The sequence below is a fragment of the Pseudomonas chlororaphis subsp. chlororaphis genome, assembly GCF_003945765.1.
In the GTDB taxonomy this organism is placed as follows: domain Bacteria; phylum Pseudomonadota; class Gammaproteobacteria; order Pseudomonadales; family Pseudomonadaceae; genus Aquipseudomonas; species Aquipseudomonas chlororaphis.
This window is the reverse complement of record NZ_CP027712.1, coordinates 916,815-928,940: the sequence shown is the minus strand read 5'-3', so window position 1 is coordinate 928,940 and position 12,126 is coordinate 916,815. Positions and strand designations below refer to the sequence as shown.

The following is a 12,126-nucleotide window of genomic DNA, read 5'->3' as shown; positions in this document are numbered from 1 at the left end:
GTCGCCCACCGATGCAAAACACCAAGCTCTTGCTAACCAGTTTCACCTTCGTGGGACTGCTCGCACTCGCCGGTTGTTCATTCCCCGGGGTTTACAAAATCGACATCCAGCAGGGCAATGTCGTCACGCAGGACATGATAGACCAGTTACGCCCGGGAATGACCCGCCGGCAAGTACGGTTTATCATGGGCAACCCTCTGTTGACCGACACGTTCCACGCCGATCGCTGGGATTATCTGTACAGCCTGCAACCAGGTGGCGGTGAACGCCAGCAGGAGCGCGTCAGCGTTATCTTCAACGGTAACGACCAACTGGTCAGCCTTTCCGGTGACTTCATGCCTGGCGTAAGCCGTGACGAAGCCATCCTGGGCAAGGACAGTGGCACCACCGTGACCGCCCCTACTGAAAACGCCGAACAGCCAAAACCGGAAAAACCGGCCAAGCCTGGCTCTCTGCTCGATCAGATCCAGAAGGACGTCGACAACGTCGAGACCGTTCCGGTGCCAACGCCAGAACCTCTGGACACCTCGCCGCAATAATTTGTGGCGGAATAAAAAAGCCCGGCGAGTCCGGGCTTTTTGTTGCCTGTCGATTTGTTCAGGACTCTGAAGTACGAGCCCGGGCTTGCGCCGCCTTTGCCGCGCGCAGACGTCGGACCTCTTTAGGGTCAGCCAGCAGCGGGCGGTAGATTTCGATGCGGTCGTCCGCCCGAACCGGCTGCTTCCCCGGGTCCGCAACCGCTTTGCCAAAGATCCCCAGCGGACAATTGTCCAGATCCAATTCTGGAAATTGCGCGCCTATCCCACAGCCTTTCACTGCCGCACGAACAGTAGTCCCCGTTGGCACCGCAACACTGAGCAATACCTGCCGGTCGACCGCGGCATACACCACCTCGACTTCGATCATGGGCTCAAGCATGCAACTGCTTGGCCCGCTGACAAAACGCATCGACCAGAGTATTGGCCGCCTGGTTGAACAAAGGCCCCAAGGTCGCGCGAACCAGTGGACCGGCGTAGTCGAACGACAAATCCAGGCTGATCTTGCAGGCCTTCTCGCCCAGCGGCTTGAAAATCCACACGCCGTGCAACTGGTTGAACGGCCCTTCCTCCAGGTTCATCTCGATCGACTGGCCCGGCACCAGGGTATTGCGCGTCACGAAATGCTGGCTGAGCCCGCCCTTGGCAACGGCCAGGCTGGCGCGCATCTGCACCTCACTGCTCTCCAGCACCTCGGCCGACGAGCACCAGGGTAAAAACTCCGGGTAGCGCGCCACGTCGTTGACCAGGTCGTACAAAAACTGCGCCGGATAAGGCAACAGGGCCGAGCGTTGAATATGTGTCGTCATGTCAGCGTCATTTCCACAACTGGGCGGCAAACACTATAAGAATGCCGATGGGCGCCACATAGCGCATCAAAAACAGGGTCAGGGCAAAAAGCAGCGGACTGCGGATCGACAGCTCATCACGAACCGCCTCGCGCCCCATTACCCAACCCGCGAACACCACAAAGCAGAGGCCACCCAAGGGCAACATGATCCGCGAGGTGAAGAAATCGATCACCCCGAAGAAATCCAGACCACCCGCCGCCCCCCATTGGTAGAGGTGGAAAGCCCCGCCTTCGTTCACGAAAAACTTGGCCTGCTGCCAGATATTGAAGGAGAACACCGTTCCCAATCCGACGAACCAGCAGGTAAACGCCAGCCAGAATGTCACCCAGCCGCGGCGGATTCGAGTCCGCTCCACCAGGTAAGCCACCATCGGCTCCAGCAGCGAGATCGCCGAGCTCCAGGCGGCAATGGCCACCAGGACAAAAAAAACCACGCCCATCAGCTGGCCGAACGCCACATTACCAAAGGCAAAAGGCAAACTGACAAACATCAGCCCTGGACCTTCACTCGGGTTCAACCCCGCGGCAAACACGATCGGGAACAGCGCCAGCCCCGCCAGCAGCGAAACGAAGGTATCCAGCAGCGCCACGCCGACAATAGTGCCGGAAATGGACGAATGCTTCGGCATGTAAGCGCCGTAGATCATGATGGAACCGACACCGACGCTCAGGGAAAAGAACGCATGTCCCATGGCCGGCAACAGGCCGTCGAGCAGCTTGTCGGTGCTGAAGTCGAACATGAAATGCACGCCTTCCATGAAATGCCCGGTGGTCAGGCTGTAACCCAGCAGGATCAGCAGCATCACGAACAACAGCGGCATCATGATCCGCAGGCTGCGCTCAAGCCCGGCCACCACGCCCTTGGCGATGACCACCGCCGACAACAGCATGAACAGCGTGTGCCACAGCGTCAGCCGCCAGGGGTCGGCAATCACCGTGCCGAAATAGGCGCCGACCTGATCCGCCGTCACGCCCTGGAAATCACCACGCCCCATATCGATGATGTAGTCCAGCGACCAACCACCAACGACGCTGTAGAAGGAAAGAATCAACAAGGCCGTGATCATCCCGGCGAACGCGCCCCAGGACCACTTGGCCGAATGCCCGGCCTCCAGGGCCAGCGCCTTCAAGGCATTGGCCGGGCTTTGCCGGGCGCGACGGCCGATCAGGGTTTCCGCCAGCATCACCGGCACACCGATCAGCGCGATGCAGGCGAGAAATACCAGGACAAAGGCGCCGCCACCGTAGACGCCGACCATATAGGGGAATTTCCAGATACTTCCCAGGCCCACGGCAGAACCAGTCGCAGCGAGTATGAAAACCCAGCGACTGGCCCAGCCGCCGTGGACAGAAACCTTGTCCGTCGACATCAAAAACGCGCCCAACCGAGAAAAAAGAGCGCGCATTGTCCGGGATTCACTCAACCTGCTCAAGCACGCAGCTTCACCGTAGCCGACACGCGTGCAACTGCCTATAATGCCGCCCCTATGGCTAAACAGAAGAAACACCCAACAGGGACCATCGCGCAAAATAAAAAGGCGCGTCACGATTACTTCATCGAACATCGGTTCGAGGCTGGCATGGTCCTGGCCGGCTGGGAAGTAAAGAGTCTGCGTGCAGGCAAGGCACAACTGGTCGACAGTTACGTGCTGCTCAAGGACGGCGAAGCCTGGCTGCTGGGCAGCCACTTCACGCCACTGACCACCGCCAGCACCCATGTGATCGCCGACCCCGTGCGCTCGCGCAAACTGCTGCTCAACAAGCGCGAGCTGGAGAAGCTGTTCGCTGCCGTGCAGCAGAAGGGTTATGCCTGCGTGTGCCTGTCGCTCTACTGGAGCAAGCACATGGTCAAGTGCGAGATCGCACTCGGCAAGGGCAAGAAGGAATACGACAAGCGTCATACCGAACGCGAGCGCGACTCCGATCGTGAGCTGCATCGCGCGGTGCGCAACAAGGGCAAGGAAGAGTAACGCTCTTCTGCCTTGATGCCATGATCGCGAGCCAGCTCGTTCCTACCAGGAGCGAGCTGGCTCGCGATAAGACTTAGATCCCCCTGCGCCGCTCCGCCCGGGCCACGCGCTGCACTTCCTGACGCACCTCTTCCAGCACTTCCTGCACATACAGAATGTGCCGGCTGGAGACTTCGCGCGCCTGCTCGGCACGTCCTTCGATAATCGCCTGGTACAGATCACGGTGCTGGCTGATCAGCATGTCGCGGGTTTCGGTGCGCTGCTTGTACATGCCGCCAATGTTGGTCACCACGTTGCGCTTGAGCAGATCGAATAGCCCGCGAATGGTGTGCAGCAAGACAGCGTTGTGACTGGCCTCGGCAATCGCCAGGTGAAATTGCGCGTCTGCCGCCCCCTCTTCCGCCCGACTCACATCCCCGGCCCGGGAATAGCAATCCTGCAGCTCCTCGAAAGCCGCGGTAAGCCGTTCACGATCCACCTCGGTGGCACGCAATGCTGCGTAATAGGCGCATGAGGCTTCCAGGGTGTGACGAAACTCCAGCAAGTCACGCTGGGCTTCAGGGTTGCTTTCCAACAACTGCAGCAGCGGATCGCTGAAGGTCGAGCCCAGCGACTCCACCACATAGTTGCCGCCGCCCTGGCGACTGACCAGCAAGCCCTTGGCCGTCAGTTTCTGGATCGCCTCGCGCAACGACGGTCGCGAGACACCGAACTGCTCCGCCAACGCACGCTCCGCCGGCAGGCGCTCACCGGACTTCAGCGTGCCCTCGAGGATCATCCCCTCGAGCCGCTCGACAATATCGTCAGACAAACGGCGCTGACGAATCTGATCAAACCCCATAACTCACTCTCCACGATCCCGACCGCGCGCCGGGCTCTCTATTCTGGCCTATCGGGGCCCCGCCAGCACCTATCAGAACGCATGTCGGCGAGCGGATCAGATGCCATCTGCACCGCACCTTCGACAAAAGTTTTAGGGCGGCAAATTGACACACCGCTCACAAGGCTTTTACCCTAGCCAACAGCGATTGTAAATTGGTATTACCAATTAACCAAATACGCTGACCAGTGCCTGACCAACAACAATTAGGGGCCACCCCATATGCAAACCTGGCAACAGCTTTACAGCCCGCTCGGCAGCCTCGGCCTGTCCGCCCTCGCCGCCGTCATCCCGATCGTCTTCTTCTTCCTGGCTCTGGCCGTGTTCCGCCTCAAAGGACACGTCGCCGGCAGCATCACCCTGGGGCTATCGATTCTGGTGGCGATCTTCGCCTTCCAGATGCCCGCCGACATGGCGCTTGCCGCTGCTGGCTATGGATTTGCCTACGGTCTGTGGCCCATCGCCTGGATCATCGTCGCCGCCGTGTTCCTCTACAAACTGACGGTCAAGAGCGGCCAATTCGAGGTCATCCGCAGCTCCGTGCTGTCGATCACCGACGACCAGCGCCTGCAGGTGCTGCTGATCGGTTTCTGCTTCGGGGCCTTTCTCGAAGGTGCCGCCGGGTTCGGCGCGCCGGTCGCCATTACCGCCGCGCTGCTGGTGGGCCTGGGATTCAATCCGCTGTACGCCGCCGGCCTGTGCCTGATCGCCAACACCGCCCCGGTGGCCTTTGGCGCCCTGGGCATCCCGATCATCGTGGCGGGCCAGGTAACCGGCATCGACGCATTCAAGATCGGCGCCATGACCGGCCGCCAGCTGCCGCTGCTGTCGCTGTTCGTGCCGTTCTGGCTGGTGTTCATGATGGACGGCCTGCGTGGCGTCAAAGAGACCTGGCCCGCGGCGCTGGTGGCCGGCCTGAGCTTTGCCGTGACCCAGTACTTCACCTCGAACTTCATCGGCCCGGAGCTGCCGGACATCACCTCGGCCCTGGCCAGCCTGGTTTCCCTGACGCTGTTCCTCAAGGTCTGGCAACCCAAGCGTTCGTTCGCCGCGGCCACCGCCAGCGTCGGCGCCGCTGCCGTGCGCAACGGCGGTTTCGGCCAGCCGCGCACCACTCAGCCTTCACCCTACAGCTTCGGTGAAATCTTCAAGGCCTGGTCGCCATTCCTGATTCTCACCGTGCTGGTCACCATCTGGACCCTCAAGCCGTTCAAGGCGATGTTCGCCGCCGGCGGCTCGATGTACAGCTGGGTATTCAACTTCGCGATTCCGCACCTGGATCAGCTGGTGATCAAGAGCGCGCCAATCGTCGCCACTCCGACCGCGATTCCGGCGGTGTTCAAGCTCGACCCGATTTCCGCCACCGGCACAGCGATTTTCTTCTCCGCGCTGATCTCGATGCTGGTGCTGAAGATCAATTTCAAAACTGGTCTGACCACTTTGAAAGAGACCTTCTACGAACTGCGCTGGCCGATCCTGTCCATCGGCATGGTGCTGGCCTTCGCCTTTGTCACCAACTATTCCGGCATGTCCTCGACCATGGCCCTGGTGCTGGCCGGCACCGGCGCGGCGTTCCCATTCTTCTCGCCGTTCCTCGGCTGGCTGGGGGTGTTCCTGACCGGTTCGGACACTTCGTCCAACGCCCTGTTCAGCTCGCTGCAAGCCACCACCGCGCACCAGATCGGCGTCAACGACACCCTGCTGGTAGCGGCCAACACCAGCGGTGGCGTGACCGGCAAGATGATCTCGCCACAATCGATCGCCGTGGCCTGCGCCGCCACCGGCCTGGTAGGCAAGGAATCGGACCTGTTCCGCTTCACCCTCAAGCACAGCCTATTCTTTGCCACCATCGTCGGTCTGATCACCCTGGCCCAGGCCTACTGGTTCACCGGCATGCTGGTGCACTGATCGCGACACCGAAAGAACCGGCGCCGGAGCACCCACCCGGCGCCTGCAACTCACAACCCGGTCTGCAAGGCTGCTGAAAGCTTGTCTCTCTATATTCAGCAGCCGCCGCAGACGGATAACCGGGACCACCCGGAGACACGCCTGATGAGCGAGCTTTTTTACAACGCCGTGCCTAACGCGACCCGTGTCGCACCGCCTTTGGCCGAACCGCGCCAGTACCCCAGCGAGAAACCGTCGCGGGTCTACCTGTTCGGCACCTGTGTGGTCGACCTGTTCTATCCCGAAGCCGGGATGGATGCGATTCACTTGCTCGAACGCGAAGGCATTCGCGTGGAGTACCCGCAAGGGCAAAGCTGCTGCGGACAACCGGCCTACACCTCGGGTTACACCGAACAGGCGCGCACCGTGGCCCGCTCGCAACTGGCGCTGTTCGCCGGCGACTATCCGGTGGTGGTGCCGTCGGGTTCCTGCGCGGGCATGCTGCGCGAGCACTACGCGGACTTGTTCAAGGACGAGCCGCAAACCTTGAAGCAGGTGCAGGCCCTGGCCGAACGCACCTACGAGCTGGCGGAGTTCCTGTTGCACGTATGCAAGGTGCAGCTCAAGGACAGTGGCGAGCCGATCAAGGTGGCGCTGCACACCTCCTGCTCGGCACGGCGCGAGATGAACACCCACCTGCACGGTCGTGAGCTGCTGGCACAACTGGGCAACGTGGAACGGGTAGAGCACGACCACGAAAGCGAATGCTGTGGCTTTGGCGGGACTTTCAGCGTCCGAATGCCGGACATCTCCGGCGCGATGGTCGCGGACAAGACCCGCGCGCTGAAGGAATCTGGCGCCCACCAGGTGCTGAGCGCCGACTGCGGCTGTTTGATGAACATCAACGGTTCGCTGGAGAAACAACGGGAAGCGCTGCGCGGTCAACACTTGGCCAGCTTCCTCTGGCAGCGTACCGGAGGTGCCGCATGAGCGCCCCGGAGCTTATTCCGACCCTGACCGTGTCGGACGATTTTCGCACCCGGGCCCACCAGGCCCTGGGCGACCGACAACTGCGAAACAACTTTCGCAGCGCCATGGATTCCCTCATGGCCAAACGTGCGGCGTCGTTCAGCGATGCCCACGAGCGCGAACACCTGCGGGCCCTGGGCAATGCGATCAAGGCCCGTGCGTTATCCAAGCTGCCCGACCTGCTCGAGCAGCTTGAACAGAACCTGACCCGCAACGGTGTGACAGTGCACTGGGCGGAAACGGTGGACGAGGCCAATGGCATCGTCCTCTCGATCATCCGGGCTCACGAGGCGCGGCAAGTGATCAAGGGCAAATCGATGGTCAGCGAAGAGATGGAGATGAACCATGTCCTCGCTGAACAAGGCATTGAATGCCTTGAGTCGGACATGGGCGAGTTCATCGTCCAGCTCGACCACGAGAAGCCTTCACACATAATCATGCCGGCGATCCACAAGAACGCCGGTCAGGTCGCGTCCTTGTTCCACGACAAACTTGGCGTGGAGTACACCAAGGACGTTGACCAACTCATTCAGATCGGTCGCAGGGTCCTGCGGCAGAAATTCTTCGAAGCGGACATCGGCGTCTCCGGCGTCAACTTCGCCGTGGCCGAGACCGGCACCCTGCTGCTGGTGGAAAACGAAGGCAACGGCCGCATGTCCACCACGGTGCCGCCCGTGCACATCGCCGTCACCGGCATCGAGAAAGTCGTCGAGAACCTGCGTGACGTGGTGCCGCTGCTGTCGCTGCTGACCCGCTCGGCGCTGGGCCAGCCGATCACCACCTACGTCAACATGATCTCCGGCCCGCGCAAGGAGCATGAGCTGGACGGCCCGCAGCAAGTGCACCTGGTGCTGCTCGACAACGGTCGCAGCCAGGCCTTCGCCGACAGCGAATTGCGCCAGACCCTGAACTGCATCCGCTGCGGCGCCTGCATGAACCATTGCCCGGTCTACACCCGCATCGGCGGCCACGCCTACGGCGAGGTCTACCCCGGCCCCATCGGCAAGATCATCACCCCGCACATGGTCGGCCTGGCCAAGGTGCCGGACCACCCGAGCGCGTCTTCGTTGTGTGGCGCCTGCGGCGAAGTGTGTCCGGTGAAGATCCCGATCCCGAGCCTGCTGCGCCGCCTGCGCGAAGAGAACGTCAAGGCTCCGGACAGCCCCCATCAGGTGATGCGCGGCCAGGGCAGCAAGTACTCGCGCAAGGAGCGTTTTATCTGGAACGCCTGGGCCAGGCTCAACAGCTCACCCATGCTGTATCGCCTGTTCAGCCTGGCGGCCACCCGCCTGCGCGCGCTGACCCCGAGCAACGTCGGCCCCTGGACGCAAAACCACAGCGCACCGAAACCCGCCGCCCGGTCCTTGCACGACCTGGCCCGCGAGCATCTGGCCAAACAGGGAGAACGTCGATGAGCGCCAAACAGAACATCCTCGGCAAGCTGCGCAGCAGCCTGAGCGGCACCACGCCGATTGTGGATAACTTCGATGAGGCCCTGGTCACCGAGCCTTACACCTACACACCGGAACAACGCATCCCGCAACTGCGCAAGCAGATGGAAGCGGTGCACACCGAGATTCATCAGACCACCGCCCAGGACTGGCCGGCGCTGCTCGCCCGCCTGCTGGGCGAACGCCAGTTGCCGAGCCTGCTGATCGCACCGTCCACGCCCCACGGCCAGCGCGTCAGCCAATACTGGGCCGAGCATCCCGGGCTGCCGACGTTGAAGGCCTACGATCGGCCCGTCGAGGAATGGAAAGCCGAGCTGTTCAACGACACCCCGGCCAGCCTCACCACCACCCTCGGCGCCATCGCCGCCACCGGCAGCCTGATCCTCTGGCCGACCCGCGAAGAACCGCGGCTGATGAGCCTGGTGCCGCCGGTGCATTTCGCCCTGCTCAAGGCCAGCGAGATCCGCGACAACTTCTATCAGGTCCAGCAGGAATACGCCTGGGCCCAGGGCATGCCGACCAACGCGCTGCTGGTATCCGGGCCGTCGAAGACCGCCGATATCGAGCAGGTCCTGGCCTACGGCGCCCACGGCCCGAAAGACCTGGTGGTGCTGATCCTGGAGGACCAATGAGTCTACCGACGGCTTTTCTGCGTGATGCCCAACAACTGATCCCCCAGGAACGGCGTTTCGACGACCCGCTCTCCACCCTGGCCTTCGGCACCGATGCGAGTTTTTATCGGCTGATTCCGCAACTGGTGATCCGCGTCGAGTCCGAAGACGAAGTGGTGGCCCTGCTCAAGCTGGCCCAGCGCGACCGCGTACCGGTGACCTTCCGCGCCGCCGGTACCAGCCTGTCGGGGCAGGCCATCAGCGATTCGGTGCTGCTGGTGCTCGGCGATAACTGGAATGCCCGCGAGATCCGCGACCAGGGCCAGCAGATCCGCCTGCAACCGGGGGTGATCGGCGCCCAGGCCAACGCCTGGCTGGCGCCGTTCGGACGCAAGATCGGTCCTGACCCAGCCTCGATCAACGCCTGCAAGATCGGCGGCATCGTCGCCAACAATGCCAGCGGCATGTGCTGCGGCACCGCGCAAAACACTTACCACACCCTGGCCGGACTGCGCCTGGTGTTGGCCGACGGAACTCGCCTGGACACCGAAGACGCCGCCAGCGTCGCGGCCTTTCGCAGCAGCCACGGCGAGCTGCTGGAACGCCTGGCCAGCCTCGGCCGCGAGACCCGCGCCAACAGTGAGCTGGCGGCGAAGATCCGCCACAAGTACCGGCTGAAAAACACCACCGGCCTGTCGCTCAATGCCCTGGTGGATTTCGATGAGCCGCTGGACATCCTCAGCCACCTGCTGGTGGGCTCCGAAGGCACCCTGGGTTTTATCAGCGCGGTGACCTACGACACGGTGATCGACCACCCGCACAAAGCCTCGGCGCTGACCGTCTTCCCGGATGTGGAAACCTGCTGCAACGCGGTAACCGTGCTGAAAAACCAACCGGTGTCCGCCGTGGAACTGCTGGACCGCCGCAGCCTGCGCTCGGTGCAGGACAAACCCGGGATGCCGGCCTTCGTCCAGCAACTGTCCGCCAATGCCTGTGCGCTGCTGATCGAGTCCCGCGCGGCATCTTCCGCGCTGCTGCGGGAACAACTGGCGCAGATCATGGCGTCCCTCGCCTCCTTCCCAGTGGAGAAGCAGGTCGACTTCACCGAAGACCCGAAGGAAAACGCCAAGCTCTGGGCGATCCGCAAGGACACCTTTCCCGCCGTCGGCGCGGTGCGCAAGACCGGCACCACGGTGATCATCGAAGACGTCACCTTTCCGGTGGAACAGCTGGCCATCGGCGTCAACCGCCTGATCGCGCTGTTCGACAAACACCGCTACGACGAAGCGATCCTGTTCGGCCATGCGCTGGAGGGCAACCTGCATTTCGTCTTCACCCAGGGCTTCAACAGCGCCGAGGAAGTCGCGCGTTACCAGGCCTTCATGGATGACGTGGCGCAACTGGTGGCGGTGGAGTTCGGCGGCTCGCTCAAGGCCGAACACGGCACCGGGCGCAATATGGCGCCCTTCGTCGAGCTGGAATGGGGCAGCGATGCCTACCAGTTGATGTGGCAACTCAAGCGCCTGCTCGACCCCAACGGCATCCTCAACCCGGACGTGGTGCTCAGCGAAGACCCGCAGATCCACCTCAAGCACCTCAAGCCGCTGCCGGCGGCCGACGAGATTGTGGATAAGTGCATCGAGTGTGGTTTCTGCGAACCGGTGTGCCCGTCCAAGGGGCTGACCCTGAGCCCGCGCCAGCGCATCGTGATCTGGCGCGATATCCAGGCCCGCAAGCGCGCCGGCGTCGACACCACGGAACTGGAAGCGGCCTATCAGTACCAGGGCATCGACACCTGCGCCGCCACCGGCCTGTGCGCCCAGCGCTGCCCGGTGGGCATCAACACCGGCGAGCTGGTGAAGAAGCTGCGCAGCCAGCACGCCACTCACGCCAAGGCGGCCGATTGGCTTGGCTCGCACTTCGCCACCACCCTGCGGGGCGCGCGGTTCACCCTGCACGTGGCCAACGGCGCGCGGATGCTGCTGGGGGCACCACGCCTGGCCAGGGTTTCGGCGGCGCTGAGCAAACTGTCCAAGGGCCAGGTGCCGCAATGGACCAGCGCCATGCCGCAGCCGGAACGGGCCATTCGCTTCAGCCCGGCGGTCAGCGACCAGCGGCCACGGGTGGTCTACCTGGCGGCCTGTGTGTCGCGGGTCATGGGCCCGGCGGCCGGGGACAAAGAGCAAAGCTCGCTCTACGACAAGACCCGCGGCCTGCTGGAAAAAGCCGGTTACCAGGTGGTGATCCCGGACAACGTCGAAAACCTGTGCTGCGGCCAGCCGTTCGCCTCCAAGGGCTACGCGGAACAGGCCGAGCACAAGCGCCAGGAACTGATCGGCGCCCTGCTCCACGCCAGCCGCGGCGGCCTCGACCCGATCTACTGCGACACCAGCCCCTGCACCCTGCGTCTGGTGCAGGACCTGGGCGACGTGCGCCTGGACCTGTACGACCCGGTGCGCTTCATCCGCACCCACCTGATGGACAAGCTCGAGTTCACTCCCCAGGAAGCGCCGGTCGCCGTGCATGTCACCTGCAGCACCCAGCACCTGGGCGAAAGCCAGGCGCTGATCGACCTGGCGCGGCGTTGCAGCAACAATGTGGTGATCCCGGAAGGCATCCATTGCTGCGGCTTCGCCGGCGATAAAGGGTTCACCACACCAGAGCTCAACGCCCACTCCCTGCGTAGTCTCAAGGACGCGGTGCAGTACTGCAGCGAAGGCATTTCCACCAGCCGCACCTGTGAAATCGGCCTGAGCCAGCATGGCGGGATCGACTACCACGGGCTGGTCTATCTGGTGGACCGGGTGACCCAGGCCAGGCAAAGCTGATCGGTATGCGCCCACTGTAGGAGCGAAGCTTGCTCGCGATGAACTGGAGAGCACCGCGGTTAGCCAGTGAGTGGGCGATACCGT

11 protein-coding genes are annotated in these 12,126 nt (G+C 62.8%); 7 read left to right on the top strand and 4 right to left on the bottom strand.

The genetic code is table 11. The annotated features are described in order from the left end of the window. Positions 1–11 precede the first annotated feature (11 nt). Entirely contained in the window at positions 12–539 is a 528-nt protein-coding gene (locus C4K27_RS04060; RefSeq protein WP_007920839.1) for an outer membrane protein assembly factor BamE, read from the top strand. A 58-nt stretch (positions 540–597) separates the two neighbouring features. Here C4K27_RS04060 and C4K27_RS04055 read toward each other — a convergent pair whose 3' ends face one another. The 3 genes from C4K27_RS04055 to C4K27_RS04045 are packed head-to-tail and all read right to left on the bottom strand — an operon-like array spanning position 598 to position 2,756. Then, positions 598–918: an RnfH family protein gene (locus C4K27_RS04055; protein ID WP_053259601.1), complete on the bottom strand. Its 321-nt coding sequence runs from the start codon at positions 916–918 to the stop codon at positions 598–600. Further along, positions 911–1,345 carry a type II toxin-antitoxin system RatA family toxin gene (locus tag C4K27_RS04050; RefSeq protein ID WP_007920838.1) on the bottom strand — a complete coding sequence of 145 codons (435 nt, stop codon included), beginning with the start codon at positions 1,343–1,345 and terminating at the stop codon, positions 911–913. Before C4K27_RS04050 ends, C4K27_RS04055 begins: the two co-directional genes overlap by 8 nt. 7 nt (positions 1,346–1,352) lie before the next feature. Continuing rightward, positions 1,353–2,756: a sodium-dependent transporter gene (locus tag C4K27_RS04045; RefSeq protein ID WP_053259600.1), complete on the bottom strand. Its 1,404-nt coding sequence runs from the start codon at positions 2,754–2,756 to the stop codon at positions 1,353–1,355. A gap of 117 nt (positions 2,757–2,873) precedes the next feature. Here C4K27_RS04045 and smpB point away from each other — a divergent pair, with 117 nt between their 5' ends. After that, complete coding sequence (gene smpB, locus C4K27_RS04040) at positions 2,874–3,356, top strand: SsrA-binding protein SmpB (RefSeq protein WP_009042112.1); 483 nt, start codon at positions 2,874–2,876, stop codon at positions 3,354–3,356. Between the two features lie 73 nt (positions 3,357–3,429). On the opposite strand, the gene C4K27_RS04035 is transcribed toward smpB, so the two are convergent. Continuing rightward, a complete protein-coding gene (locus tag C4K27_RS04035) occupies positions 3,430–4,197 on the bottom strand; it encodes an FCD domain-containing protein (protein WP_053259599.1) in 768 nt (255 codons plus the stop codon). Between the two features lie 261 nt (positions 4,198–4,458). On the opposite strand from C4K27_RS04035, the gene C4K27_RS04030 reads away from it, so the two are divergent. From C4K27_RS04030 to C4K27_RS04010, 5 genes are all read left to right on the top strand, one after another. Next, a complete protein-coding gene (locus tag C4K27_RS04030) occupies positions 4,459–6,144 on the top strand; it encodes a lactate permease LctP family transporter (RefSeq protein WP_053259598.1) in 1,686 nt (561 codons plus the stop codon). A 144-nt stretch (positions 6,145–6,288) separates the two neighbouring features. Further along, positions 6,289–7,113: a (Fe-S)-binding protein gene (locus C4K27_RS04025; RefSeq protein WP_053259597.1), complete on the top strand. Its 825-nt coding sequence runs from the start codon at positions 6,289–6,291 to the stop codon at positions 7,111–7,113. Further along, on the top strand, positions 7,110–8,567 hold the full coding sequence (locus C4K27_RS04020; RefSeq protein ID WP_053259596.1) for a LutB/LldF family L-lactate oxidation iron-sulfur protein: 1,458 nt from the start codon (positions 7,110–7,112) through the stop codon (positions 8,565–8,567). The genes C4K27_RS04025 and C4K27_RS04020 overlap by 4 nt, the downstream gene beginning before the upstream one ends. Then, on the top strand, positions 8,564–9,235 hold the full coding sequence (locus C4K27_RS04015; protein ID WP_053259595.1) for a LutC/YkgG family protein: 672 nt from the start codon (positions 8,564–8,566) through the stop codon (positions 9,233–9,235). The genes C4K27_RS04020 and C4K27_RS04015 overlap by 4 nt, the downstream gene beginning before the upstream one ends. After that, a complete protein-coding gene (locus tag C4K27_RS04010) occupies positions 9,232–12,042 on the top strand; it encodes an FAD-binding and (Fe-S)-binding domain-containing protein (protein WP_053259594.1) in 2,811 nt (936 codons plus the stop codon). The genes C4K27_RS04015 and C4K27_RS04010 overlap by 4 nt, the downstream gene beginning before the upstream one ends. The last annotated feature ends 84 nt before the right edge of the window (positions 12,043–12,126 follow it).